Genomic DNA, 26,975 nt, shown 5'->3' on the forward strand with positions numbered 1-26,975 from the left:
TTATGCGCGACATAACTAATTTAATGATTGCACTGTTGATCATGTCCAGCTTTAGTCTCACTTATTACAGTTACGCAGCAGATATCCCATTAACGGGTGTCGTGCCGGGTATGGGAACCTATTCTAAATCTATTCAGAGTATACGTGAGCGAAAATTTGAGCATGTTATAGAGCAAAAAACCGACTTTTCATGTGGTGCCGCTAGTCTAGCTAGCCTGTTGAAATATGCCTATGACCGTCAAGATATAAATGAGCAGGAAGTGTTAATTGGCATGTTAGAACATGCCGATCTGACATTGGTACAAGAGCAAGGATTTTCACTGCTTAATATGAAACGGTATCTGCAATCTCAAGGATTAAGGGGGCGGGGATATAAAGTCGGTGAAGCTGAAATGTTGTTGCTCAAGATACCTGCCATTGTATTACTTAATGATGGTGGCTATAGCCACTTTGTGGTTTTTCGTCGTCATGATCGCGGAGAAGTCTATTTAGGCGATCCCGCATTAGGTAATAGGATCATGACAATGGATGAGTTTACTCAAAAGTGGAATGGGGTTGTATTTGTGGTTATTGGGCAAGAGTATCGACGTGATAATCCATTACTACATCCAAGAGCAAAACTAACGTTTAAGGCACTCGATCCGCTCTCACCTATGACGGATGCTGAGTTACTTGAGTTTGGTTTTTCTTATTCAGATATGCTTTAAGGAGGAAGTTATGAAACTAAGCATGATGCTATTACTGACGATTGCAGCACCTGTGATGGCCAGTTCGCCTTCATTGACGGTATTCCAACATAGCCAAGTGCTGACAGACTTTGAATTGGAATCAATGAAAGGTAAATACACTAATAATGGCCAAGATTATTACTTTGGCTTGCAGATGCAAACGCAGTTTATTCAAGATAATGGTGTCCAGCAACAAGTTGGAATGCAAATTGAGTTTTCTCAAGTCGACAATCAGCCCTCAGTGAATATTACTATCAGCGATCCCAATGCCATTAGTAGTAACAATGGGTTTCAGTTAGATGCTTTGGGTCAAACAGCAGGATTACAACAACGAATTCAAATCGCTGGGAGTAAAAACTTAGCCGTCAATGAATTAGATATGGCTCAAGGGCGATTAACCCCGCTACTGCAAGGGATTAATGTTGCCGTCGGCACAACGCTTGTGAGTAATAATGGCAACACCACGTTTTCGGCTAACGATAATACAGTTGGCTATCAGGTCGAACTGGCTTCAGGCAGAGCCAGTCAAGGTATTAGTTATCAAAATGGCAATGGTCAGTTAGTTCAAAGCATTTTTATTGATGGACTCAGTCATGGAGTGATAAACCAGTCTACACTAAGGTATGACGGTATGCCTGTTGGACCAATTGAGTCAAATATACTTGGTAGGCAAATCAGCGATTTAACCGCACTAGGATTTTAATTCATTTTGTACAAGCCAAGGATGTATTTATGAATAAGAAATGGACCTCAGCTGTCGCAGTGATCCTGCCTGGAATATTGGCAGTACCTGCGTATGCTGCAGATACTGATCCTCAACCAGCCTTAGAAACAACCTTATCTGAACAAGATATCGCAGTACTTAAACAGAAACTGATTCAGTTGAATCAACAAATTAAATTACAGCAACAGACCATTAATCAGATGGCTCAACAGGTGCTCAAGCAAGAGGCATTAAACAGACAAGCCAGCACGAAAGATCTCGCCTCAACGACTAAGCAACCATCAACTCCATCATCTGCAACATCATCTGCAACATCGTCAGCCGAGCGACAAGATGTTCAATCAAGCCAGCAAGGCGCAATCGCCAGCAACACAACAGAACGAAAAAAAGCGCCAGACAGAGCAAGAAGTACTGATGATGTATTACAAGAAGCACATAATGTCTTCTCTCGGAAATTTACCGTAGAACCCTCATTTACCTATAGTTACTACAGCCGTAAAGATCTCATTCTTAGAGGCTTTTTAGCACTTGATGCTATTTTTTTGGGTAACTTAAACCTAGATCGTATTCGCACTAATACAACACGATTGGATCTCACTACCCGCTATACATTAAATGAAAACTGGCAGTTTGAGCTCGGTTTGCCGTATCTATATCGTTGGACTCAGTATGACTCTGTGGGGGAAGGCAACTCTAGTCAACGATATGAAACGGCTAAAATTAGTGGTGGTCAAATGGGTGATGTCAGTGGTGCAGTTTATTACCGCATTAATACTGAATCTGTAGATTGGCCCGATTGGGTATGGAACTTCAGAGTTCGCGCGCCAACGGGAAAAGATCCTTTTGGGATCTCGCTTGAAACATCTGATACCGGCAATTTAACCTATCCTACAGAAATGGCAACGGGTTCAGGTGTTTGGGGGGTATCGACAGGGTTTAGCTTAGCAAAAACGTTTGATCCTGCGATTGTGTTTTTTAATTTAAATTACGGTGCTAGTTTTAAAGAAAGCTTTGATGACTTATCTGGCGCACCAGGGTTAAGCCCCGGTGAAATTGATTTAGGCAATTATCTGGATTACAGCGTGGGATTGGCCTTTGCGGTTTCCGAACGAATGAGTTTGAGTATGAGCTTTAATCAGCGATTTTACAGTAAGACCAAACAAAGACCAGAAGGTGGAGAGTGGGAGAAAATCCCTCGTACTGACACCAATACTGCGAGTTTAGGTATTGGTGCTACGTTAGCCTTATCGCCCAATCTGTCTATGGTGACATCAATGGGTGCTGGACTAACAGAAGATTCACCAGACTACCAAATCAGTCTGCGATTTCCTTATCGATTTTAGTGCTGTTCAGAAAGCTTCGCGTTATAAGTTTCTCAATCGAGATAACCTTAAATGGCTTATTTGGCCATTTGAGGTTGTTATTTGAGCTAATGATTCTGGTATTGATGCGAGACCATATGCATAACAAAGACCCGATGGTGACTCGTTTGCCAGTGTATAGTTTAACTCATCATCGAATTCAGTGATTCTTGGCTGGTATATCGTTTGGTGAAAAAGTCTAAAAAAGCACTTATATTACTGGCTAATTGACGGCGACTTGAATACACCCCATACACTTTAAACGGTTCCATTGGCCATTCTTGTAAAATGGGCACCAAGCTTCCGGTTGCAAGTTCTTGCTTGCAACTAGTATTAGAAAGCATGGCAATACCATAATCATCCAACGCTAAACGTTTCACCATACTGGCGCTATTAACTCGCACTTTACGTTTAAAGGTTGCCATTATTTTACGGTTACCTTTGCCTAACGCCCAAATGGGTGCCGACAGTGTAGTGCCGAGTAAAATACCGCTATGTTGAGTTAATTCTTGTGGTGTTGCAGGGCTGCTGAATTTTTTAATGTAACCAGGGCTTGCAACCAAAATAGGCTGGCGTTCAAATAATAACCTGGCGACAAGATCTGATGACTGTAGTGGACCATACTTAATCGCGATATCGTAACCTTCACCCACAAGCCCGACATCGTTATCGGTAAATTGAATATCGAGTTCTATATTGGGATAAAGGCGCATAAAACTAGAACATAAATGGCCGATAACATCTTGTGAAAATGATACCGGAATGGCGATACGTAACGCACCAGAAATATCATTATGGGTGTTTTCTATGGTGGCTTTGGCCGCTTCAATTTCATGACTAATAGAATCACAATGTTGAAAAAATAATGCGCCTACTTGAGTCAGACTTAAATTTCGGGTGTCTCGTTGCAGTAATCGTACCCCGAGTTGTTCTTCTAATTGAGCAACTTTACGACTAATTGTTGATTTAGGTTGTCCGATCTCTCGTGCTGCTTGAGAGAATCCTTTTGCTCTAACAACGGCTGCAAACAGCATCATACCGTTCAAATCGGGCATTCAAACCTCACTGTCTCAATTATGGAACAAAGCGTCCAAGCTAGTTTATATGGTAATTTACCCATTAACAAAGTTATATTTACGGGCTAAAAAAATTTTTCAGAGGCTATATAAGCAGAGGATCTAAGGATGACCAGCAAAAAGCAGCCCGCTAACAAGACTCAAGCACTATCGGCTGACCCACTTTTCTTACAAGCTGAACACTTGGCTAAAGACTTTTCATTATTTCCTGCTCATAACAAGCAGAGTTTATCTGAAGAAGTGAAAGGATTATTAACAGAAGATTCCATTCAATCAAACTTGAAAAGTTTGGCATCTTTAGACGTTGACGGTTATGTCAATAAAGTTATTCAACCGACTTTGGATAAAAACCGCCCAGGCGCGAAGCGTATGATCGCTGACTTAAAAGGCAAGATTATTGCCGAAAGTCATATCGGACCGTTTTACCGTGCTGAAGTGGAACTTAACTTTGGTACTCGTACTCGCCGTATCGGTTTTATTGCGCAAGAGCGCACGACCGCAAACGGTGCATGGATGCCAGAACACCATCTTGCAGCGTGTAAGGCGATTCGTCATTTTGCTGAATTGTCTATGCCGATTGTATATTTAATCGATACTCCTGGTGCAGATGCTGGCGAAATTGCCAATAGCCAAAATCAAGCGCATACCATTTCTAAAGCGATTGCTGAAAGTGCAAATGTTGATGTACCGACTGTCGGTATTGTGATTGGTGCAGGCTATTCAGGTGGTGCAATTCCATTAGCTGCAGCGAACATTTTACTATCTGTACGAGATGGTATTTTTAACACCATTCAACCACAAGGTTTGCAGAGCATTGCGCGTAAGTACAACTTGTCATGGCAGGAATGTGCTAAATCGGTAGGCGTGTCACCAGAAGAGTTATATACCGCTGGGTGTATTGACGGCATTATCGATTTTACTCCATCAGATAAAGATGAGCGTCAGCATAATTTCCGTCGTGCGATTATCAGTTCTATTGAAGCCGTTGAACGTGCAGCAATGAACTTTGTGCGCGAATCTACCGATTTAAAAGAGCATTATGATCGCAGTTTACAGCGTTATTTAGCGCCGTCGGCTAATCTGCTCACACTTGAAAATAATACCCGCTTATCGGTCGCCAATAACCCAACGATGTACCACAATATTTTTGGTAGTGCATATCGTTATTTGCGTTATTTGACCTTGCGTAGCCGTATTCATTCAATCTCACAAGAACAGTATGGTCGCTTATCAAAAGTGAGCGTGCCAGAAGGTGATTTGTTAGCGCGCATTAAGCAAGAACAGGAACGCGTGTTCCAGGCGTGGTTAACCAACCCAGATAAGCTTGTTTACGATGAAGAACTGAATAAACTTTGGGGTACATTCAGCGCTAAACGTAAAGACATTTCTGCCGAACGTAACGTGATTACACGTTTTATTTTGGGTGAACCAAAAGAGAACTATAAAAAAGCACGTAAAGCATTGTTATTTAACATTGGTTGGTCGTTATATCATCGCTGGAAAAGTAACGCCGCTAACAATTTCAATGGCTTAATTAAGCATTTAGAGTCACTGCCTAAATCTACAACGCAAGCTCCATGGCCTGAACTGAGTCAGCTTACTGTGTTGGATATTGTGGTTAACGACGAATTACGCGCAGACTTTATTTGGCAGTGTCATAACGTGCTTATCTTCAATGCGCTATATGACAATGTCGTAGGCAGCTTGGCGTCAATTTCGAAAGAAGCCATGATGTCAAAAAGTTTATCTCGTGAATCAGTGGATAAATTACTCCACAAATCGATTGATAACGCATTATCGACAAGCGACAAAGCTAACGACAAGAGCAAGTTCTATAAGTGGCTTAAATACTTTATGGATCAATCGAATCGCGCTGAATTGCTTACTCGTGTAGAGCAATGGAAGAGTGTGGGTTTCCCGCAGTTAAACGATTCGCTGTTTGTAATCTTAACTTATTTCTTCGAGCGTCTATTACCAGAGTACTTTGATAGTGAAGATGAACACGATAAATACACTGGGACAATTAACCCTGTACGTATTGGTCGTCGTAAGGATTTTTGGAACCGTTTAACCATGGGTTACCAAGACTTACTGATCCAAAAAATTCTTCGCGAAGAGAAAAAACAAGGCAAGATGGGCTGGGAAAATATTATCAAACAGTTCTTTACTAAGTTTGATGAAATTGATGCCGACAAAATGTCAGCTAACATGCTTAACTTCCCTGGTTTCCGTTTATCGATTGAAGATGCTATTGATAAAAAGATCCGCCCTTGTGGTTTAATTACCGGTCTGGCTGACTTTAATAATAATGGCAGTAAGTTACGTGTTGGTGTTGCCATTTCAAATACGGCATTCCAAGCGGGTGCATTTGATATGGCCAGTGCTGAAAAATTCAGTTCGCTATTAATTGAATGTGCTAAGCGTAAATTACCGGTTATTTGTTTTATCAGCTCTGGTGGTATGCAAACTAAAGAAGGTGCAGCGGCATTGTTTTCAATGGCGGTCGTGAACGACCGTATTACGCGCTTTATTCGTGATAACGAATTACCGGTATTGATGTTTGGTTTTGGTGATTGTACTGGTGGTGCTCAAGCCAGTTTTGTAACCCATCCTTTAGTGCAGACTTACTATCTTTCTGGCACCAATATGCCGTTTGCTGGTCAAATGGTGGTACCTGCGTACTTACCATCTACAGCCACATTGTCTAACTACTTATCTAAAGTGCCAGGGGCAATGACGGGGTTAGTTCATAATCCATTTAGTGACACCTTAGACACCCAGTTGTCGGGTATTGATCCACTGATGCCATTACCGACAATTAAGATTGAAGAAGTGATTAGCAAAGCGTTGTCGACTTTAGTGCCTGAAGTTATTGAGCTAGAAGACGTTATTGTACAGGACGATCCTCGTGCATTAATGAAGCCTATCCATAAAGTACTAGTGCATGCTCGTGGTTGTACGGCAGTTAAACTGATTCGTAAAGCACACGACAACAACATTAATGTGGTGTTGGTGGCCTCAGACCCAGACATGACATCTGTTCCTGCAGATATGCTGAAAGATACTGATAAGCTTGTGTGTATTGGTGGTAATACTTCAGATGAAAGTTATCTCAATGCTTACTCAGTATTGAAAGTCGCTGAGTATGAAAACGTCGATGCGTTGCACCCAGGTATTGGTTTCTTGTCAGAAAGCCCACAGTTTGCGGCATTATGTGTTAACAATGGGGTCAACTTTGTTGGTCCGAGTGTGCATTCAATGACCACTATGGGTAACAAATCTAATGCTATCCATACTTCTCAAAAGCAAAATGTGCCAGTTGTGCCTGGTAGTCATGGTATTTTGACAAACGCAGAACAAGCCGTGAACGTAGCGTCTGAAATTGGTTACCCTGTGCTGTTAAAAGCGGTGCAAGGTGGTGGTGGTAAAGGTATTCAGGTTGTTAAACGCCCTGAGGACATGATTGGTTTCTTCCAGAAAACTGCGACAGAAGCCGCCGCTGCGTTTGGTAATGGCGATTTGTATTTAGAAAAATACGTTACATCATTGCGTCATATTGAAGTGCAGTTACTGCGTGATAAATTTGGTAATACCAAAGTATTGGGTATTCGCGACTGTTCAGTGCAACGTAATAACCAGAAAGTGATTGAAGAGTCTGGTTCGACTATGTTGCCTGAAGAGCTCAAGCAGCGCGTGATGGAATACACTCGTGCGTTAGGTGAAGCGACCGATTACATGGGTGCAGGTACCGTTGAGTTTATTTATAACTTAGATGCTAACGAAGTGTACTTCATGGAGATGAACACACGTCTTCAAGTAGAGCATCCGGTGACTGAAGCGACATCGGGTATTGATATTGTTAGCGCGCAGTTTGATATTGCTGCGGGTCGTTCAATTGAAAATCTACAGCCAGTAGACCAAGGTTACGCCATGGAAGTGCGTGTGACGGCGGAAAAAGCGGCGCTTGATAGCCACGGTATTCTTCAGCTTATTCCTAATCCTGGTAAAATCACTGAATGTGTATTGCCTCAGCGTGACGATGTAGAAATTATTTCGATTGCAGCAGCGGGTAAGGAAGTATCGCCATACTATGACAGCTTGATCGCACAGATCATTATACGAGGTACTGACCGTGCCGACGTTGTGTCTAAAATGTATGCCTACTTAGATAGCGTAGTGATTAAAGGTATTGCGACTAACATTCCATTGTTGAAGCTTATCCTTAAAGATCCAACCTTCAACGAAGGGGTGTATGACACAAACTACTTGCCTCGCTTAATGGCTGAGCTAGACATTCCAGCACTGATTGCTGAAATGGAAGCGGCAGCAGAAGCGATTGAGGTTGATACTGAATCATTACGTGTTGGCGAAAGCAACGAGTTGAAAGTATTGGCTCAAGGCGCAGGTATTTTCTATACCTCTCCAGCACCAGGTGAAGCAGACTTTGTTAAAGAAGGTGACATTGTCACGGTTGAACAAACATTGGCATTGATGGAAGCAATGAAGATGTTCTCTCAACTAACGTTAGCGGGCTTTAATCGTCAAACAGGTGTGTTATATCCAGAAGACCAAAAGTATCGTATTGAACGTATTCTTAATAGCAATGGACAGCAAGTTTCACAAGGCGACTTACTGTTTGTGATTTTGCCAATCGAAGCGTAATACCTACGATTGATTGTTGAATAAAATACCCGCTATTTAGCGGGTATTTTTTTGTCATACTTTCGTATGTTGTAATACACTTAAGAGTATATACACTTTTGGTTCAACTAATTTGTTGGACCATATTGTTGGAGCATATTGTTGGAGCATACTATTTTGAAAAATGATGCGAACATTGAGTCGACTTGAGTTCACTAGCGTATTATTGATTACGCTGTTGATATTCATTAATTTGATTAACGCTAAGCATGCCAGTGCTTCGGTGGTTGAGAGTCAGTCTGCCATCAATTCAAAAAACCGTAATATCATCCGTTATTGTGTTGATCCAGATTGGTTACCTTATGAAGCCATTGTCGATGGCCGTCATACTGGTATTTCATCTGATTATTTAGCATTATTAACCGACTATACCGATTTGACTTTTGTGTTAGTGCCCACCTCGTCTTGGCGACAGAGTTTAGAATTACTCAAACAAGGTACATGCGAGTTAACCCCCATTTTAAATCAAACCCCCAAACGCGACGCCTATCTCTCTTTTAGCGATATTTTTTTTAAATCTCCAAACGTCTTGGTGTCATTAAAATCCCAACCTTTTTTACAAGGCTTTGAAAACATCGGTGATCGCTTATTGGCTATACCCAAAGATTATCGTCTAGTGGAATATATCCAACAATTTTACCCGACTATCAATACCGTGTTGACTGATAATGAGCGACAAGGATTGGAAAAGGTGGCTAACGGTGACGCGGATGTCTTCGTAGGGTCGATGTTTTCTGTTAACGCGTATATTCAACAACACGGATTAACCTCGCTAAAAATAGCGGGTTGGGGTGGTCCTGAAGATGAGTTACGTATTGGCGTTACTCATGCTAAGCAAGGTTTGCTGCCACAGATTAATGCTGGATTGGCAAAAATCACTAAGGCAGACCATATTTCAATTTATAAAAAATGGCATAATATTACTGTTATTGAAGACATTGATTACAGCCTAGTGATCCAAGTGGTGACTGCTCTAGGAATGTTTATCTTATTTCTGCTTTACCGAACAATGTGTGTGAGCAAGTACAACCTTCATTTAGAAACCAGCAACAAGCAGTTGCAAAAATTACAGTTAGAGCTGGAGAAGAAAAATTGCGACCTCGATTTTTTGGCTCAACATGATCCGCTGACAAAATTGTATAACCGCCAATATTTTAATCAAACCTTTTTAGATGATGCAAGGCAGCCTCTGAAAAAAATGGGTCAGAACAACAAGATGAGTTTGATCATCATGGATATTGATTTATTTAAAGCAATAAATGACCTGCATGGACATGCAATTGGAGACAAAATATTAGTTCAAGTCGCACAAGTATTACAAGCATCAGTAAGGGAGCTTGACGTTGTAGCCCGGTGGGGCGGTGAAGAGTTTGTGGTGGTTTGTCAGCATGTACAGTTACACGATGCCACTGAGCTTTGCCAACGAATTACTGATGAACTTAGTTATTTTCATTTTTATCACAATATTAACGTGACTTGTAGTTTCGGGATTGCCTTATTGGGCGAGAATGAACCTATACAAGCTTGCTTTGAACGAGCCGATGCCGCGTTATACAAAGCTAAGCAGTCTGGGCGTAATCAATATTGTAGTGCGTAGATAAAAACCACATTTTGCTGGATGTTTGTGCCATTAGCAAAAATCGATCTTTATGTGAATAAATGCATATTTGTTGTGGTGTGATGTTGTTTCGCGACATTATGTGGTTCTAAAAATGCCGATTTAGGTCTTTCATCTAAAATTTAACATTTTTCGGTCAAATTACCCCTAAGACTAAAAAATAATCTACTATATTTTAGTCAATTGTTTTATATGCAATTTATAGCATTAATTGAGCTTTTTTATGCTAAAAACAAATAAATATTGCAACAGCTATTTGCGCCCAGCAAGGTTCCAATTTACAATATGCGCCTTAATAACCTGATGTGCGGTGTGTCGGTTCTTTTTCGCATGCTCCGTCTACTTCTTAAACTAATCATTAAAGTTGAATCATGACCGAATTATCCAAATACAGAAACATTGGTATCTTCGCTCACGTTGACGCGGGTAAAACCACGACCACCGAGCGTATCCTTAAGCTAACCGGTAAGATCCATAAGATCGGTGAAGTACATGATGGTGAATCAACCACAGACTTCATGGAACAGGAAGCTGAGCGCGGTATTACCATTCAGTCTGCAGCGGTAAGCTGTTTCTGGAAAGATCACCGTTTTAACGTTATTGACACTCCTGGCCACGTTGACTTTACAGTTGAAGTTTATCGTTCGCTAAAAGTGCTTGACGGCGGTATCGGTGTATTCTGTGGTTCAGGCGGCGTTGAGCCTCAGTCAGAAACAAACTGGCGTTATGCTAACGATTCTGAAGTTGCGCGTATCATCTTCGTAAACAAGTTAGACCGTATGGGTGCTGACTTCTTACGTGTTGTTAAGCAAACTAAAGACGTATTAGCGGCTAACCCATTGGTTATGGTTTTACCAATCGGTATCGAAGACGAATTCTGTGGTGTTGTTGACCTACTAACTCGTGAAGCTCACATTTGGGATGATACTGGTTTACCAGAAAACTTCGAAATTAAGCCTGTACCAGCTGACATGGTTGACATCGTTGAAGAATACCGTGAATTGCTGATCGAAACTGCTCTTGAGCAAGACGATGCTTTATTAGAAGCTTACATGGAAGGTGTTCAGCCATCTATTGAAGACGTTAAGCGTTGTATCCGTGCGGGTACTCGTACAATGGCTGTGTTCCCAACATACTGTGGTTCAGCATTCAAAAACAAAGGTATGCAGTTATTGCTAGATGCCGTTGTTGATTATTTACCTGATCCAGTTGAAGTTGATCCACAACCTCTAACTGACGAAGAAGGTAACGAAAATGGCGAATTCGCAATCGTTGATGTTGATGCACCTTTTAAAGCATTAGCGTTCAAGATTATGGATGACCGTTTTGGTGCGTTAACTTTCGTACGTATCTACTCTGGCCGTTTGAAGAAGGGTGACACCATCCTTAACTCATTCACTGGCAAAACAGAACGTATTGGCCGTATGGTTGAGATGCAAGCTAACGAACGTAACGAACTTGAATCAGCACAAGCTGGTGACATTATCGCTATCGTTGGTATGAAGAACGTGCAAACTGGTCACACTTTATGTGATCCTAAGCACCCTTGTACACTAGAAGCCATGGTATTCCCTGAGCCAGTTATCTCTATCTCTGTAACGCCAAAAGATAAAGGCGGTTCTGAGAAAATGGGTATCGCTATCGGTAAAATGATTGCAGAAGATCCATCTTTCCGTGTAGAGACTGACATTGATTCTGGTGAAACCATCCTTAAAGGTATGGGTGAACTTCACTTAGACATTAAGGTTGATATTCTTAAGCGTACTTACGGCGTTGACCTAATTGTAGGCGAGCCTCAAGTTGCTTACCGTGAAACTATCACTAAAGAAATTGAAGATAGCTACACGCACAAGAAACAGTCTGGTGGTTCTGGTCAGTTTGGTAAAATTGACTACACTATTCGCCCTGGCGAGCAAAACACTGGTTTCACTTTCACTTCTAAAGTGGTTGGTGGTAACGTACCTAAAGAATTCTGGCCTGCTGTTGAGAAAGGTTTCAAGAGCATGATGAACACAGGTACTATCGCAGGTTTCCCTGTGTTAGACGTTGAACTTGTGCTTCAAGACGGTGCTTTCCACGCAGTTGACTCGTCAGCTATCGCGTTCGAAATCGCTGCTAAAGGTGCTTTCCGTCAATCTATGCCTAAAGCCGGTGCACAACTTCTTGAGCCTATCATGAACGTTGACGTATTCAGCCCAGATGACAACGTTGGTGACGTAATTGGTGACCTTAACCGTCGTCGCGGTATGATCAAAGATCAAAACGCTGGTGTTACAGGTGTTCGTATTAAAGCTGACGTACCGTTATCAGAAATGTTCGGTTATATCGGTTCACTACGTACAATGACTTCAGGCCGTGGTCAATTCTCTATGGAATTTGCTCATTACAGCCCTTGTCCAAACAGCGTTTCTGAGAAAGTTGTTGCTCAAGTTAAAGAACGTAAGGCTGCTGAAGCTAAGAAGTAATTCTAGTTTCGACTTGCCCATAAAAACCGTTGCCTAGGCAGCGGTTTTTTTATGTCTTTTTTATGTGATTTCTACGATATTAAATGGTTATGACACAGTATTGATATTATTCATGACTGTTTCTGCTGAGCGTTAATAGCGCTTGGGCTGGTGGGGTTAACGGTAGGTTCTCTCGCCATATTAATGCCAGATCCCAGGTCATTGCCGGTTGCATAGGTTTAAATACCAGTTTGCTATTGGTTAACCGTTGGCAAATGGGTTCGGGTAAAATCGCGACGCCTAAGTTAGCTTCAACCATTGCGGCTAAAAAGTCCCACTGACCTGTTCGAAAGGCGATATTGAGGTGTACACCAACTTTACGGCTTAAATAATTAATTAACTTTGCTAATGAAAAGTCTTCGTTGTAAAGAATGAAGGGATAAGATTCAAAGTCTTGCCAGCGTATGTCTGCATTGTTAGCAAGTGGGTGGCCTTCTGGTAAGCAAGCCAGTAAGGGATATTTAGTCAGAAGTTGACTTGCTAACTCTGTTTTATGCGTTGTCGGAAGTGCAGTAAAGGCTATATCTAGACTGTTGCTCAATAGTGCTTGCTCGCAACCAAATCCGCCATACTCGTACATCTGTAATTCGATTCCGGGATATTTTCGTCGATAATCGGTCAGCAAAGGAGTGATTAAACTACTCATCATAGGGCAGACACCAAGTCGTAATCGTCCTGACTTCAAGCCACTGAGGTTGTTAATACCTTCTTGTAGTCGATGCCAATGGCCTAAAATTTCCCGTGCACTTTGCTCAAACAATTGTCCTGCTTGGGTTAATTCTACTGTTTGATTATTCCTGATAAGCAATTGCTCACCAATGTTGTCTTCTAAACGTTGAATGGTTTTTGTCAGTGTCGGTTGGGTCATAAAACATTTTTGTGCCGCCCGGGTAAAGTTTTTGGTTTCAACTATGGTGAGAAAGGTCTGTAAGGTCTTGATTGGGATGTTCATGCTTAAATGGAATCCTCTCTATGGTAATTATTCATTTTACCTATGAACCCTAAACGATTACTTTGAACTCGTTAACAAAAACGGAGCAATGGTTATGAAGTCAACATCAAGTTTATGGGTCGGTGCATTATGGCAAGCGGCGATGCCTGTGAAGCATGAGATACAATCACCTAATACGTCACAAACATCAGCAGAACCGAGTTCGCCAGTTACACAGCAGACATCTAAACCAACAAACCCAGCCTAGGCTGGGTTTTGTTTTTAGCCCTTTTGTTGTTCGGACTTGTACCGTTTTAACACTGACACTGATAAAAAATGCCACTTCGATTGAAGTGGCATTGCTCAAATTGAGGAATGGGGGGAATTTATATCTTCACCAATTACTTTGTCGTAAATGTGTTTTCCACTAACTCCTGTTTATTATCTGCTTGTGCAACATGGCACTGTACGCAGAAGTAGTTCATGCCATTTAATGTGCCTTTGTCATCTATAACGTGTGACTTCGCCACTGGCGTTGCTTTCATTCTTTTTGCTTTATCCCAGCTATGGCATGTTAGACAGCCATTTTTGTCTGTAGTGATGCTATAGCTATCTTTGTGAGGGATTAACGGCGGTTGTTCTGCAAAGCTGCGCGCGATAGCTTTTCCTCTTGTAGGGTAGGTGGCGATAGCATCAGCAGGTGAGTTGTCGGTTATGGCGACGTTACCTACACGAGACTCTACTTTTACAGGAGTATTGTCTGCTACGGCTTGTTGTCCAGAATATGCGCTAAGGCTTAATAGTATGGCCACGACGCTAAGTAATTTTTTCATTTTCATCTCCGTTACATCCTAATGAATGTAGAAATCGAGTGTCGCAGCTGTCATGGTGTAATAATCCAGTGACAGCTGCAGCAATTAATATAAAAGCAGTATTAGGCTTTAAATATTTTTACGGGACACTTTTTGAAATCAGTTTCTTTTGATAATGGGTCAGTTGCATCCAAAAGCAGCTTGTTGACTAATTGTTTAGCGTCGAAGAATGGCATAAAGACCACCCCTCTAGGTGGCTTGTTGCGACCTTTGGTTTCCACTCGGGTGTTGATTTCTCCACGTGGTGATGCCACGGTAACCTCGTCCCCTTGGGCTAACCCACGTGCTTTAGCGTCAGCAGGATGCATAAAGACTTGAGCACTTGGCATTGCTTTATGCAATTCAGGTACGCGAGCGGTCATTGACCCTGTGTGCCAATGTTCCAGTACTCGTCCTGTTGACATCCACAGATCAAATTCTTCATTAGGCTCTTCTGCAGCGGGTTCATAAGGCAGTGCAAATATGACGGCTTTACCATCTGGTTTACCGTAAAAATTGAAGCCTTCACCTGCTTTGACATAAGGGTCACTGCCTTCAACGAAGCGGCGGGTAGTTTCTTTACCATTAACGACAGGCCAGCGTAATCCTCGCGTTTGATGGTAAGTGTCAAAGTCTGCTAAATCGTGTGCATGGCCGCGACCAAATTGAGCATATTCTTCGAAAATACCTTTCTGCAGGTAAAAACCAAAGTGTTCGTTTTCATCGTTATAAGCACCTTTACAATCGCTGGTAGGGAACTTATTGATTACGCCGTTAGCAAATAACACTTCATATAACGTTTTATCGGCTAGCTCAGGTTGTTTAGCGATTAATTCAGCAGGCCAGACTTCACTCACTTTAAAACGTTTAGAAAATTCAACTAACTGCCATAAATCAGACTTAGACCCTTCAGGTGTTGGAACAAGCTGATGCCAGAAATGGGTACGGCGTTCCGCGTTACCATAAGAGCCTTCTTTTTCAACCCACATTGCGGTTGGAAGAATTAAGTCTGCGGCCATTGCCGTAATAGTTGGGTAAGGATCCGAGACCACAATAAAGTTTTCTGGATTACGGAAACCTGGATAAACTTCATCATTGATATTAGGACCAGCCTGCATATTGTTAGTACACATAGTCCAATAACAGTTTAATTTACCATCTTTAAGCATACGGCTTTGCAGTACGGCATGGTATCCAGGTTTGGCTGGAATAGTGCCGGCAGGGACTTGCCAAAGTTTTTCAGTAATTTCACGATGTTTATCATTGTTCACCACCATGTCAGCAGGTAAACGATGTGAGAATGTGCCTACTTCACGAGCAGTACCACAAGCTGAAGGTTGGCCCGTCAACGAGAATGGGCTGTTGCCTGGAGTGGCTATTTTACCGGTGAGTAAGTGGATGTTGTAGAGCATGTTATTTGCCCACACACCACGAGTATGCTGGTTTATACCCATGGTCCATAAGCTCATCACTTTGATGTTAGGGTCGGCGTAAGCTTTTGCCATAATTTCAAGTTTTTCAGCCGGTACGCCGCTCATTTTAGCTGCGTATTCTACAGTGTAAGTGCTAACAAATTTTGCATACTCGTCAAAGCTAATCGGTTTGGCATCACCGCTACCTGGGTTTTTAGCTTTCTTTTCCAATGGATGTTCAGGGCGCAAGCCATAACCAATGTCAGTGGTACCTAGGGCAAATTTAGTGTGCTTGCTAACAAAGTCTTTGTTTACTGCTTTGTTTTGAATAATGTAATTGGCAATATAATTTAAGATGACTAAGTCTGTTTGAGGCTTAAACACCATGGCATTATCTGCTAAGTCAAAGCTACGGTTCTCGTAAGTAGAGAGTACGTGTACGCGGGCATCTTTATGGCTTAAGCGACGGTCTGTTAAACGCGCCCATAAGATGGGATGCATTTCTGCCATGTTGGCGCCCCACAATACAAAGTGGTCAGCGGCTTCTAAGTCATCATAACAACCCATGGGTTCATCAATACCAAAGGTACGCATAAAGCCACCCACAGCTGATGCCATACAATGGCGTGCATTAGGATCGATATTGTTGGTCAGAAAACCAGCTTTATGAAGCTTAGATGCGGCGTAGCCTTCCCAAATGGTCCATTGACCAGAACCAAACATCCCTACAGAAGTTGGGCCTTTTTTGGCTATGCTGGCTTTCCATTTTTCGGCCATGGTATCAAAGGCAACGTCCCAACTTACTGGCGTAAAATCACCTTCTTTATCATATTTTCCATCTTTCATTCTGAGTAATGGCGAGGTTAATCGGTCCTTGCCATACATGATTTTAGATAAGAAATAACCTTTAATACAATTTAAGCCTTTGTTAACAGGGCTTTCAGGGTCGCCTTGAGTGGCAACAATTTTACCATTTCGAGTACCCACTAAAACACTACAGCCTACACCGCAAAAGCGACATGGGGCTTTATCCCATTTTATTTCACTTTTACCTTCTGCAGCTTGAACGATATTAATTGGAATAGCGATACCCACGGCCGACGCTGCTGCGGCAGCGGCGTTGGCTTTTAAAAACTCGCGACGACTGATGCTCATGGTGTTCCTCACTCTTAGAATGTTGTACTTGGTACGTGATAGTCATTGGAGGTGACGTGATAGAGTGAGTCTAGACCTTACTAATAACATGGGTATACCTCAGAATGGGTATAGTGGTTAATAGTTGTGCAAGGTCACATTTTTCAGCGTGATGTAAATCTCATTTTAACAATTAGGTAAATGCTGTTTTAGAGATTGCTTGTAAAGCGTATTGTGCTTGAGATGCAGATCATTTGCGGATTAAAAGCCCATTGGTGCTCTGTTGCTAACATGGTACCAAGGAATGGGAAATTGAGATTTTGAGAGGTATGATCTTTGTAGGTAGGCCAAGGCTTGCTTATCTTCGAGAGCGCATTCCACTCGAATGGTAAACAAGCCTAGTAACCCGTAAGCTCCATATAACCTTGACCTTGGTGGCTGCCTTTAATCGTAATGGGGCCTTCCCAATATGAGGTTGATACTGGCATGTCGCTGTTGGGGTTAACGGCTTGAGTTGTGACGTCGATGGCTTCACTGTTAATGTTAATTCGCCATGCAATAGGATGATTGCCTAATGCCGTTTGTTGCCACTGAGTGGGTTGCATATCGATATCATTAGGGTTGTCTCGGCTATTAATATTGTGACCACTACCATCAGCGAACATCCTTCTAGCACTGTAAAAATGTGCTTGGTCATTTTCGCCGCGCAGTCTAAATGCCATTAACGTTGAGTTGTCGTCTAAACGCAGTGAAAACCAATCCCAACCTTGCTGGGCCTTGGTTAAAAATTGTGAACTCCATTCGCGGTCAAGCCAAGCTTTACCGCTGACTTTTTCAGTAACACCATGACGGGTAACTAGACCCGTTACATCAATAAAGGGTTGGCTGTAATAATAAGATGCCACGCTTTGGTCTGCACTTTTGCTGCTATAACCTTTATCGCCTTGTAATTGCAGAGGTTGCTGACTGTTTAGCTGTAATTGATAACTAAACTTATCACTAGCGACATTTAATGTGGCCGGAAACAGACTGTCAGACTGACTTAACCATTGCCAGTTTTGTAAATGTACTTCAAATGGTTGTGGTTTAACGCTTGCAAGTTGTGGGTGGCCTCGTGACCATTTTTCGGCCATTAAATGTTCAGTATTTGTGGTTACCGCGGCATGTGCCATGTAAAGCTGATTTGTTTCCCAATTATTCGTTGTTGTCGCTTGAAGGCTTACTGGTGGTGTCATTCCGATACGAAATTGAGTCCATTGCACGCCTACATCTTCACCTGCAGCGGTGGTCAAGTTTGCGGTTAAATACCACCACTCAATTTTAAAGTCATCGTGAGCTAAGTGGTCTTGCGGAAAGAGTAAGGTTTTACCTTGAATTACTTCGCTATAACCTTCAGAAGAAGCTGACGACATACTGCTAATGGTAGACTGCTTTACTGCAACATTTTGCTGAGGAGAGCAAGCCACTAGCAATGCGCTAAGAGGAAAGACAATGACCATCAACCATTGCTTCTGCACTCTGTCGCTAACAGTTTTGAACGCGACGTTGAGCACGCTCTTGAAAGTGAAAGAGGTCATAGTGCTTCCTGTTGCAAGCTGGATATCAAGGGTTTTCTGGTTTGCCAATACAAAGGTAAACACACTGCAAGTAAACAACTGACTACAGCAATGATCACCACTTGAGCATATGCCGCCCAATCCCACACCATGGCGATGCTCCAGCCAAATGCTTGTAACGTGACTTTATGAATTAATAAATAACCCAGTAACGCGCCTGTCGGTAACGCGACCAAGCAGGTTAATAACACGATAAATAGCATTTGCACTAACACCATCATCCGTAATTGATTACGACTAACACCTAGAGCATACAAGCGGGCTAATGGTGCTTGCCTCGCTTGCGTTAGCATCATACAGGCACTGAATAAGCCAATGGCAGCTACCAGTAAGGTTAAGCTATTAAGCACTACAGTGATTGAGAATGTTTTATTAAATATGTTAATCGCTTCAGTTTTAATTCGCTGCTGGCTGTACATGTAAGCAGAAGACAGATTGATTTGCTGGCTAATATTGTCTTGTAGTGGAGTAATATCACCTTGATAAGACACGGCTAGGCTAATGGGTTTGGCGGGTAATTGAGATTGCTGCCATAAGGACTGAGTAATAATCGCTTCGCCTTGGGGATTACCGTAATCGTAATAAATTCCGCCAATGTTCAAGCTAGCTTGGCCAAGTTGCGATAGCTGAACTTTATCGCCTATATTGAGTTGGTATTTTATCGATAATGGTTCACTTATCATCAGGCTTTCACCTGCTGTGAATGTTGTCCAAAAGTCATCGGCTGTGGTTTTAAATACAGTTGTTTCGGTTAAAGACAAATGGTCACGACTGACAAGGTGGATAGCAACCTGTGTTTGCGGCGTGTCAATTCGATTAAGGTTGCTGTCGACAGTCCATTGCTCATAAATCGCTTCAACCTTGGGATCTTGTTCCAATAATATCGTTAATGTATCGATTTGGTTCGGATTGGGTCTAATGTATAAATCTGCATGCAAACGGGCATCGAGCCATTTTTTTAAGGTAATTTCAAAACTGCCCACTAAGGTGTTCATGGCAATATTGGCACACAAAGCTAGCAGCATTGCCATCATCGCCAGCGCGAGAGGAGCAATAATCTCTTTGGTTTCGGCAATCACGTATTGCCACAGTCCTTTAGGCATAAATGGACTGAGTAAGTTAACTCCCCAATGTAAAAATTGAGGTAACAATAACGGAATCGCAACCGAGAGAATACCCAGTAATACTAGACTATGGCGATACTGTTCGGTAAAGGCGAAGGCGATAGTACACACTAAGATTAGCAATGCTGCGATGATAAATTGTCGCCAATGAATAATGCCGAATTGTTGGCTTTGTGGTTGTTTTTGAGCCCCTTGCGCAAGTGGGGTGTTAATCAGGTTTATCAGCATGGGAATACAAGCAGCAAATGCCGCTGACAAGGTTAATATGAGTGCTTGTGCAAACCATTGCCATTGCCAGTTTCCGGGTAATAATTTGGCGCCATAAAGCTGTTCAAGAGTGATGGCGACCATAGGTTGTAGCCATTGCGATAATTGCAGTCCGACAATAAAACCTAATACACAGCCAATAAACACTAAACAGACTATTTCAATGCTTAGGGCAAGCATGATGGTGCGCCTATCGAGCCCTTGCTGCATGATTTGCACCAGCAATTTTTGACGCTTCATTAAGCTATAACGAACCCCGTTGTAGGCAATAAATAAGCCGACAACAAAGGCCAACATGCTCATGGCATCAAGATTAAGATGAAAGCTGGCAGTGAGGGCGGTAAGCGATTCGCCTTCACTCGTTTGGGTGGTGAAATTTAGCTTACTGGTATCAATACCTGCTTGGGTTAGGGTGTTCGTTAATCGAGCTATCAGTTGCTCATCTGTTTCTGATTCGTTTGCGGCTGAGATATTTGCATTTGAAGAGGGTGAATCAAATACGGCAACGTAACTTAACTTACCCTGCATATTCAGCAAGGGTTGAGCGAGTGAGATATCGGCCAAAATTGCCGAACCAAGTCCCCACGAATCATCAATGGCAACGAGTTCAACAGCCGTGTCGTTCAGTATTATGCGGTCAGTGTTGTTGGTCACTTTATTCATGCGTTCGCGCTGGCTTGCCGACATTAGCACTTTGGGTTTGCCTGCCAGTAATTCTGCTAGCGGAATATGCGTCGCTGTTATCGATGAGCTAGCACCTGATTTTTGCTGTTGCATGTTGCTGGTCATAGCGGCAACTACATCACTACTATTAACCCGCCATAATCGGCCTTGTTCATCGGTTGCGATGCCTTCAATGCTGGCAATGGTATTGAATCCTGCATTGGCTAATGCAAAATAAACAGACTCATCAATACTGCTTTCTGTACGGTGGCTAATCGATAAGCGAGCTTGTTGGCTCATTAGTTCGGATACATTGCCATAGCTTTGTTTGGCGTTTTCGTTGGTGGCGTATACGCCAATCAGTAACGTTACCGCGAGCATGATGCCCAGTAAAATAGCACTGGCTTGCAGGGGGGCATGACGATAATGGCTGGCAAACAGGTGCAAGCATAACCTTAAGCGCTTAATTGAGAATAAGTATGATGAAGAGTTAGTTGTCATGGGCTTAACCTTGCAACGTCATGTCAGCAGGGTTAATCACAATCTGCTGATTTTCGACGTGCCAGCGATGCTGCATAAATGCGGCACATTGTTCGCTGTGAGTCACCATTAAAATACAACAGTTGGCTTGTTGAGCGAGTTCGGTAAGTAGTTGCATGACTTGTAATCCGGCGTGTTGATCAAGATTACCTGTCGGTTCGTCGGCTAATATGAGTTGTGGTTTGTGAGCTAATGCCCGCGCGATAGCCACTCGCTGTTGTTGCCCACCGGATAAGTTTTCAACGTTGCGGTCTAACAATGGCGTTAATCCTAGCTGGTGGCAAAGTTCATCACACCAAGGGCTCCATGCTAACTGATTTAGCGCCAGTGAAAATTGAATGTTGTCGCGCACATTTAATGGTGTGAGTAAGTTAAATTGTTGGAATATAACCCCGAGCGACTGACGTCGATATTGGCTCCATTGCTTATCTTGCCACTTTGTCACCGATCGCATGTTATCAGCCTGACGGATTAACATGTCACCGTTGTCTATGGTTTCAAAGCCACCAATGATATTCAGTAAGGTACTTTTACCGCTGCCGCTAGGCCCGGTTAATGCGATAGTTTGACCTTGCTGCAAAGTCAGGTTGACGTGATTAAGCACCGAATGAAATGACTCGCCATCGCGGAACCCTTTACTAATATTTTCTAAGGTGACGATAGTAGTCATAGTCGCTCCATAACGAATTAGCTTAATTGAAGTTCTGAATAAACAGAGTAATATTATCAATAATATACGTGATATAGATCATTAATGTTCAAAAAATAAAAAAGCGAGCCAATGGCTCGCTTAATGAAGATACAACATCAATTAATTAAGCATCTGCTAAAGAATATGGCAACTCGATAATAGTTAGCTGTGAGCTTTCATCTCCGGTAATACGAAGTTGAGCGTTGTTTTCGGTATCATTTGGCAACACCGCGGTAAGCAGTACCTTGTCACCATATTGGACGCATTCAATGATATTGCCACCACGACGGAAGCCGCCTTCAAGGGCAATTTCTAATTGAGTGTCAGTGCTGATGGTTTGCTTGGTAGTACCAGACAAAATATACAATGCACGTTTATTGCCACCGCGATATTTCATCCTGGCAATGGTTTCCTGGCCCATGTAACAGCCTTTGGTAAAGCTAATGCCATTAATGGCTTGCAGGTTGCACATTTGCGCAACGTACTGGCCGGAATGAGCGGCATCTATGTTTGGATAACCGGCTTTAATTTCCAATGCTTGCCATGCACTTGCAGCAAACAATGTTTGTCCCGATTGGCTGATAATGGTTTGTGCTGCTGCATTGTTAATAATGGCAATAAAACGTTCACCATCACGAATAATCACACCTTGCTCAACAAGATTAAGTGGTTGCGATACATCGCCAAAATGTTCAGTTGCAAAGGCTTGTGCTTTTGGGCCAGCAATACCCATTATTTGATAATCATTACTGACATCGGCGAGTTCGGCTTTACTGAATACAGCGTATTTTTGTAACTGAGGTAAATCCAAGCTTAAAGTACTTTTTGGCAGTAACATGAATAAGCTATCGCCGATTGAAAACCCACGGAAACTGGCGAGCATTTTACCTTTAGGGTCGCAATGAGCACCCCATTTCCACTCGTTTGTGCCAAGGGAGGTAATATCTGTGGTGACTTGGCCATGAATGAAACTGCGCCCTTGCTCACCAGTGATTTCGATTAACCCCATATGCGTCAAACTTGATAACATTAATTCAGGAGACGTGGCGATAAAATCCCAATCTGGTTGGTTTACTGAAATGGTCATAACTATCCCTAACGTGTGAATAAGACGGTATGGTTGGAGTGTAACGGATTAATAGAATGCTCAACAGGGGGCTATGGTTTTAAAGCCAATAAAAAAGCTACCTTGTGCACAAGGTAGCTTTTTTAGGAAGACAATTAACTCAAGTTAATTGCTTATAAAAGTCAGTTTAAAACAATACCCGCGCACGGATAGTGCCTTCAATAGATTTTAATTCAACCAATGCTTCTTCTGCTTGATCAGAATCGACTTCCATTACCACGTAACCAATTTCAGCAGTGGTTTGTAAGTACTGAGCAGCAATGTTAATGCCTTTTTCAGAAAACGCTTGGTTAATTTTAATCAATACACCAGGACGGTTTTGATGAATGTGCAATAAGCGTGAGGTACCGCTATGTTGCGCTAAAGACACTTCAGGGAAATTGACCGCAGACAGTGTAGAACCGTTATCTGAGTATTTCACCAGTTTGCCAGCCACTTCTACGCCGATATTTTCCTGTGCTTCAGCAGTACTACCACCAATATGCGGTGTGAGTAATACATTGTCTAAGCCACGCAGTGGAGAGATGAATTCATCATCATTCGACTTAGGTTCTACCGGGAATACGTCAATCGCAGCACCCGCAAGATGTTCTGACTTCAGGGCATCGGCTAAGTCTTCGATATCAACAACAGTTCCGCGAGAGGCATTGATAAAGAAACTGCCTTGACGCATTTGAGCAAATTCAGCTTTAGCGAACATGTCTTTAGTTTGCGGTGTTTCTGGTACATGCAGGCTAACAACGTCTGCTTGGGCCAATAACTTGTCCATAGAGTGAACTTGAGAGGCATTGCCTAACGGTAACTTATCTTCAATATCAAAGAAAATCACTCTCATGCCCAAGGTTTCAGCCAAAATACCCAGTTGAGTACCAATATGGCCATAACCAATCACACCTAAGGTTTTACCACGGACTTCAACACTGCCATTAGCACTCTTCAACCAACCGCCACGATGTGACATGGCATTGCGCTGTGGAATGCCACGCATCAGCATGATGATTTCACCAATCACCAATTCAGCAACACTGCGGGTGTTGGAGAAAGGGGCGTTGAAAACAGGAATACCCAGTTTCTCGGCCGTGGCTAAATCGACTTGGTTGGTGCCAATACAAAAACAACCAATCGCAACCAACTTTTCTGCACGGTGCAATACTTCCGCAGTAAGCTGGGTGCGGGAGCGTAATCCAACAAAGTGAGCATCTTTAATTGATGCAATCAAAGCCTCTTCGCCTAACGAGGCTTTATGGTATTCAATGTTGGTATAACCTGCACGTTCTAGTACATCGACCGCAGTTTGGTGGACGCCCTCCAACAGCAGGATTTTGATCTTATCCTTGTCAAGCGAGTGTTTCGCCATGATATGGGTACCCTCTTATCATTAAATGGTGCTTAAGCTAATGGTTATACTAATGCTTATACTAATAGTTATGATATAAATGCGGACTTCCGGCGCATTATCAAAGTAGCACTTTTTTAAGCGCTTGTAGAGGGCTAGATGGCTAAAGTTTATATTCTAATTTGAGAACAATATCTCATGGAGAGAATTAAGATGAAGAGTAAGGTTATATGGATAGGGATTTATCTATTAGTACTGTTGTGGTCAGTTAGCGCACCTAAAGATATGTTCACTTGGTGGTTAGAAGCTATACCTGCGTTAATCGCATTACCTATTTTATTTTTTAGTCGTAAAAGCTTTCCTCTGACTACGTTAGCTTATGCACTTATTTTAGTGCATTGCTGTGTGTTATTTGTCGGTGCACGTTATACCTATGCTGAAGTGCCGTTATTTGACTGGCTAGCGCAAGTGATGGGCGGCGAGCGCAATAATTACGATAAAGTCGGCCATTTTGCTCAGGGTTTTATTCCGGTAATATTAGCTCGCGAAATATTTATTCGTAAACATGTCATGCAAATAGGTGCTTGGTGTCAGTTTTTAGCAGTATGTTTTGTGTTGGCGTTTTCAGCTTTTTACGAATTAGTTGAATGGTGGGTTGCCATTGCTACCGGTGAAAATGCCGAGGCATTTTTAGGCACTCAAGGATATGTTTGGGATACTCAATCTGACATGTTTCTAGCATTAATTGGTGGGGTATGTGGCTTACTGTTGTTATCGTCTCTTCATAATAAACAAATAGCGACCAAAATGGCGCTTAACCAGCAGTCTTTATCATAAGGCTCACTTAACTTATTTAGTTAGCTTATTTTGTCATAAAATGAGTAAATTTGGCTGCTAGCATTGATGAGAGATTGATGATGTTGAGCGAATTGAAAGTATGAGCTTATCAGTCTTGGGTTAGTGATAAAGTCTACGCAAAGTCAGTCAAATTTACTATTCATACTTTAGACTTACATAATAGTCATATCAACTAACAAATTTTTACTATGCTTGCTGTATAGGAAGGTTTTTTATTATAAGAATCGTGATTGATAATGACCGACTTAACCTAATAGCCACTTTTTTGGTGAGTCGATTTATCTCGTAACGCGATTAACGAATGAAGAAAGAACATGCTCTAATATAACGACAAAAAGTAAACTATCTGCTCAGCCTAGTTTTGAAGGCTAGTAAACGTATTTCATTTACGTATAGTATATAGCCTCAGGATGTGCTCAAGGTATGTTGAGCAATAATGTACTTTTCAGGGAGAAGAGTGATGAGTTCAAATATTGATGAGTTGGTGTTTTTGCACCAAATCGCAGCACCTTGCCATTTAGCTATTTTGGCAGAATCTATCGGGTTGAAAACTCGAATTGTAAAACATGCGGCTGAGCTTGAGTTAGAAAAAAAATCCAACAACTTTTATCTTGTTTCACAAAAAGGTGCGGCCTTAGACAGTAAGGGCATCCCGTTACTGGTATCGCGTTTAGTGGAGCATGTCCCTGTAGCATTGTACCAAGTTGAACGTGGATCACTTGATCAAGAGTCAGCATTACTCTTAGGCGTACGGGGTTTGTTATACAGTGATCAACGCATGGACTTAATGCTGACGGGTCTGCGTAAAATGGTTTCTGATGAATTGTGGTACGACCGTCCACTGATTAGTAAGATTTTTAGACGTTTAGTCCAGCAACTCGATACCAACGTTGAAATCCCTGCCGATACCGTGGCCATCCTCCAAAGATTAACCAGTCGAGAAAGAACCATTATTCAGCTTGTTTCTAGCGGTGCACGTAATAAAGAAATTGCCCAGCGTTTGTGTATTAGTGAACATACTGTAAAAGCGCATATTTCATCTATTTTCCGTAAAACGGAGTCTCGTAACCGAGTTGAGTTATTGCGTTGGGCACAGACCTACCAAAGCCATTGCGAATTAGTGAGTTAACGTACATATAGATTTAGTGAATAACTATAAAAGGAGCTTAGGCTCCTTTTTAATGGGTTAATGTTATTGATCGCGTTTTTCTTTCAAAAAGGTAAGCTAATCAGTACACTGAGTTTTCTAATAATAATAATGATGGATATTAAGAATGAGTATTTGGTTTAACATTGTCACTTTAGAAGATTGTGCTCGCTTAGATGCAGGGATGCAGGGAAAGGGCACCTTAATGCAAACATTGGGCATTAAAATTACTGAAATCGGCGACGATTATATGGTTGCCACTATGCCAGCTAATCCAGCCGTACATAATCCATTAGGGATTGTTCATGGTGGTGCGAACGTCGCACTAGCGGAAACCGTTGCCAGCTATGCCGCCAACTTTGTGGTCGACTTTACCCGTTATTATTGTGTTGGCCAAGAAATCAACGCAAATCATTTGAAAGCATCACGTAATGGTGAATTAACGGCAACGGCTAAACCTGTGCATTTAGGTAAACGCAGTTCGGTTTGGGAAGTCCTTATTCGTAACAGTGCGGGTGAACTTTGTTGTATTTCACGAATGACGGCAGCGGTTGTAGAGCGATAAGC

General features: G+C 42.2%; 19 protein-coding genes. 10 read left to right on the forward strand and 9 right to left on the reverse strand.

Going from position 1 to position 26,975, the window contains the following annotated elements; all coding sequences use genetic code 11:
• The first annotated feature begins 2 nt into the window (after positions 1-2).
• The 3 genes from H5125_RS03400 to H5125_RS03410 are packed head-to-tail and all read left to right on the forward strand — an operon-like array spanning position 3 to position 2,795.
• Positions 3-707: a C39 family peptidase gene (locus tag H5125_RS03400; RefSeq protein ID WP_243756246.1), complete on the forward strand. Its 705-nt coding sequence runs from the start codon at positions 3-5 to the stop codon at positions 705-707.
• Positions 708-717: 10 nt separating this feature from the next.
• Entirely contained in the window at positions 718-1,431 is a 714-nt protein-coding gene (locus tag H5125_RS03405) for a hypothetical protein (RefSeq protein ID WP_182743543.1), read from the forward strand.
• A 29-nt stretch (positions 1,432-1,460) separates the two neighbouring features.
• Positions 1,461-2,795 (forward strand): DUF3187 family protein, encoded by a 1,335-nt coding sequence (locus H5125_RS03410; RefSeq protein WP_220487213.1) that lies wholly within the window; start codon positions 1,461-1,463, stop codon positions 2,793-2,795.
• Positions 2,796-2,956: 161 nt separating this feature from the next.
• Here H5125_RS03410 and H5125_RS03415 read toward each other — a convergent pair whose 3' ends face one another.
• A complete protein-coding gene (locus tag H5125_RS03415) occupies positions 2,957-3,868 on the reverse strand; it encodes a LysR family transcriptional regulator (protein ID WP_182743544.1) in 912 nt (303 codons plus the stop codon).
• A gap of 129 nt (positions 3,869-3,997) precedes the next feature.
• Here H5125_RS03415 and H5125_RS03420 point away from each other — a divergent pair, with 129 nt between their 5' ends.
• From H5125_RS03420 to fusA, 3 genes are all read left to right on the forward strand, one after another.
• Positions 3,998-8,551 carry a biotin carboxylase N-terminal domain-containing protein gene (locus H5125_RS03420; protein WP_162022261.1) on the forward strand — a complete coding sequence of 1,518 codons (4,554 nt, stop codon included), beginning with the start codon at positions 3,998-4,000 and terminating at the stop codon, positions 8,549-8,551.
• Between the two features lie 166 nt (positions 8,552-8,717).
• Entirely contained in the window at positions 8,718-10,187 is a 1,470-nt protein-coding gene (locus H5125_RS03425) for a diguanylate cyclase (RefSeq protein WP_182743590.1), read from the forward strand.
• Between the two features lie 392 nt (positions 10,188-10,579).
• Positions 10,580-12,673, forward strand: coding sequence for an elongation factor G (gene fusA, locus H5125_RS03430; protein ID WP_101086185.1), 2,094 nt, complete (start codon positions 10,580-10,582; stop codon positions 12,671-12,673).
• A gap of 106 nt (positions 12,674-12,779) precedes the next feature.
• Here fusA and H5125_RS03435 read toward each other — a convergent pair whose 3' ends face one another.
• On the reverse strand, positions 12,780-13,664 hold the full coding sequence (locus H5125_RS03435) for a LysR family transcriptional regulator (RefSeq protein ID WP_101086184.1): 885 nt from the start codon (positions 13,662-13,664) through the stop codon (positions 12,780-12,782).
• Positions 13,665-13,758: 94 nt separating this feature from the next.
• Between H5125_RS03435 and H5125_RS03440 the strand changes: the two genes are divergently transcribed.
• Positions 13,759-13,911, forward strand: a complete 153-nt coding sequence (locus H5125_RS03440) for a hypothetical protein (RefSeq protein WP_174839623.1) — start codon at positions 13,759-13,761, stop codon at positions 13,909-13,911.
• Positions 13,912-14,044: 133 nt separating this feature from the next.
• Here the strand turns inward: H5125_RS03440 and H5125_RS03445 are convergent, their stop codons facing one another.
• The 7 genes from H5125_RS03445 to serA all read right to left on the reverse strand — a co-directional run bounded on the left by H5125_RS03445 (position 14,045) and on the right by serA (position 24,424).
• Positions 14,045-14,476: a nitrate reductase cytochrome c-type subunit gene (locus tag H5125_RS03445; RefSeq protein WP_101086183.1), complete on the reverse strand. Its 432-nt coding sequence runs from the start codon at positions 14,474-14,476 to the stop codon at positions 14,045-14,047.
• A 101-nt stretch (positions 14,477-14,577) separates the two neighbouring features.
• The gene (napA, locus tag H5125_RS03450; RefSeq protein WP_182743545.1) at positions 14,578-17,061 is read right to left on the reverse strand and encodes a nitrate reductase catalytic subunit NapA; all 2,484 of its coding nucleotides are present in this window, start codon (positions 17,059-17,061) and stop codon (positions 14,578-14,580) included.
• 377 nt (positions 17,062-17,438) lie between these two features.
• Positions 17,439-18,617 (reverse strand): lipocalin-like domain-containing protein, encoded by a 1,179-nt coding sequence (locus tag H5125_RS03455; RefSeq protein WP_182743546.1) that lies wholly within the window; start codon positions 18,615-18,617, stop codon positions 17,439-17,441.
• Positions 18,614-21,211 carry an ABC transporter permease gene (locus tag H5125_RS03460; protein ID WP_182743547.1) on the reverse strand — a complete coding sequence of 866 codons (2,598 nt, stop codon included), beginning with the start codon at positions 21,209-21,211 and terminating at the stop codon, positions 18,614-18,616. Before H5125_RS03460 ends, H5125_RS03455 begins: the two co-directional genes overlap by 4 nt.
• A gap of 4 nt (positions 21,212-21,215) precedes the next feature.
• Entirely contained in the window at positions 21,216-21,920 is a 705-nt protein-coding gene (locus tag H5125_RS03465; RefSeq protein WP_101086180.1) for an ABC transporter ATP-binding protein, read from the reverse strand.
• 145 nt (positions 21,921-22,065) lie between these two features.
• On the reverse strand, positions 22,066-23,028 hold the full coding sequence (ygfZ, locus tag H5125_RS03470; protein ID WP_101086179.1) for a tRNA-modifying protein YgfZ: 963 nt from the start codon (positions 23,026-23,028) through the stop codon (positions 22,066-22,068).
• Positions 23,029-23,194: 166 nt separating this feature from the next.
• Positions 23,195-24,424 (reverse strand): phosphoglycerate dehydrogenase, encoded by a 1,230-nt coding sequence (gene serA, locus H5125_RS03475; protein ID WP_101086178.1) that lies wholly within the window; start codon positions 24,422-24,424, stop codon positions 23,195-23,197.
• Positions 24,425-24,616: 192 nt separating this feature from the next.
• Between serA and H5125_RS03480 the strand changes: the two genes are divergently transcribed.
• From H5125_RS03480 to H5125_RS03490, 3 genes are all read left to right on the forward strand, one after another.
• A complete protein-coding gene (locus tag H5125_RS03480; protein WP_162022264.1) occupies positions 24,617-25,240 on the forward strand; it encodes a DUF2238 domain-containing protein in 624 nt (207 codons plus the stop codon).
• 481 nt (positions 25,241-25,721) lie between these two features.
• Entirely contained in the window at positions 25,722-26,390 is a 669-nt protein-coding gene (locus H5125_RS03485; protein ID WP_101086176.1) for a response regulator transcription factor, read from the forward strand.
• A gap of 145 nt (positions 26,391-26,535) precedes the next feature.
• Positions 26,536-26,973 carry a PaaI family thioesterase gene (locus tag H5125_RS03490; RefSeq protein ID WP_162022265.1) on the forward strand — a complete coding sequence of 146 codons (438 nt, stop codon included), beginning with the start codon at positions 26,536-26,538 and terminating at the stop codon, positions 26,971-26,973.
• Positions 26,974-26,975 lie beyond the last annotated feature (2 nt).

This window comes from Shewanella sp. SR44-4, from assembly GCF_014163715.1.
GTDB lineage: Bacteria > Pseudomonadota > Gammaproteobacteria > Enterobacterales > Shewanellaceae > Shewanella.

What these genes read in the sequence shown, in the direction of transcription:
- H5125_RS03400 (WP_243756246.1), top strand. Translation starts at nt 3, where the DNA reads ATGCGCGACATAACTAATTTAATGATTGCACTGTTGATCATGTCCAGC.
- H5125_RS03405 (WP_182743543.1), top strand. Translation starts at nt 718, where the DNA reads ATGAAACTAAGCATGATGCTATTACTGACGATTGCAGCACCTGTGATG.
- H5125_RS03410 (WP_220487213.1), top strand. Translation starts at nt 1,461, where the DNA reads ATGAATAAGAAATGGACCTCAGCTGTCGCAGTGATCCTGCCTGGAATA.
- H5125_RS03415 (WP_182743544.1), bottom strand. Translation starts at nt 3,868, where the DNA reads ATGCCCGATTTGAACGGTATGATGCTGTTTGCAGCCGTTGTTAGAGCA.
- H5125_RS03420 (WP_162022261.1), top strand. Translation starts at nt 3,998, where the DNA reads ATGACCAGCAAAAAGCAGCCCGCTAACAAGACTCAAGCACTATCGGCT.
- H5125_RS03425 (WP_182743590.1), top strand. Translation starts at nt 8,718, where the DNA reads ATGCGAACATTGAGTCGACTTGAGTTCACTAGCGTATTATTGATTACG.
- fusA (WP_101086185.1), top strand. Translation starts at nt 10,580, where the DNA reads ATGACCGAATTATCCAAATACAGAAACATTGGTATCTTCGCTCACGTT.
- H5125_RS03435 (WP_101086184.1), bottom strand. Translation starts at nt 13,664, where the DNA reads ATGAACATCCCAATCAAGACCTTACAGACCTTTCTCACCATAGTTGAA.
- H5125_RS03440 (WP_174839623.1), top strand. Translation starts at nt 13,759, where the DNA reads ATGAAGTCAACATCAAGTTTATGGGTCGGTGCATTATGGCAAGCGGCG.
- H5125_RS03445 (WP_101086183.1), bottom strand. Translation starts at nt 14,476, where the DNA reads ATGAAAAAATTACTTAGCGTCGTGGCCATACTATTAAGCCTTAGCGCA.
- napA (WP_182743545.1), bottom strand. Translation starts at nt 17,061, where the DNA reads ATGAGCATCAGTCGTCGCGAGTTTTTAAAAGCCAACGCCGCTGCCGCA.
- H5125_RS03455 (WP_182743546.1), bottom strand. Translation starts at nt 18,617, where the DNA reads ATGACCTCTTTCACTTTCAAGAGCGTGCTCAACGTCGCGTTCAAAACT.
- H5125_RS03460 (WP_182743547.1), bottom strand. Translation starts at nt 21,211, where the DNA reads ATGACAACTAACTCTTCATCATACTTATTCTCAATTAAGCGCTTAAGG.
- H5125_RS03465 (WP_101086180.1), bottom strand. Translation starts at nt 21,920, where the DNA reads ATGACTACTATCGTCACCTTAGAAAATATTAGTAAAGGGTTCCGCGAT.
- ygfZ (WP_101086179.1), bottom strand. Translation starts at nt 23,028, where the DNA reads ATGACCATTTCAGTAAACCAACCAGATTGGGATTTTATCGCCACGTCT.
- serA (WP_101086178.1), bottom strand. Translation starts at nt 24,424, where the DNA reads ATGGCGAAACACTCGCTTGACAAGGATAAGATCAAAATCCTGCTGTTG.
- H5125_RS03480 (WP_162022264.1), top strand. Translation starts at nt 24,617, where the DNA reads ATGAAGAGTAAGGTTATATGGATAGGGATTTATCTATTAGTACTGTTG.
- H5125_RS03485 (WP_101086176.1), top strand. Translation starts at nt 25,722, where the DNA reads ATGAGTTCAAATATTGATGAGTTGGTGTTTTTGCACCAAATCGCAGCA.
- H5125_RS03490 (WP_162022265.1), top strand. Translation starts at nt 26,536, where the DNA reads ATGAGTATTTGGTTTAACATTGTCACTTTAGAAGATTGTGCTCGCTTA.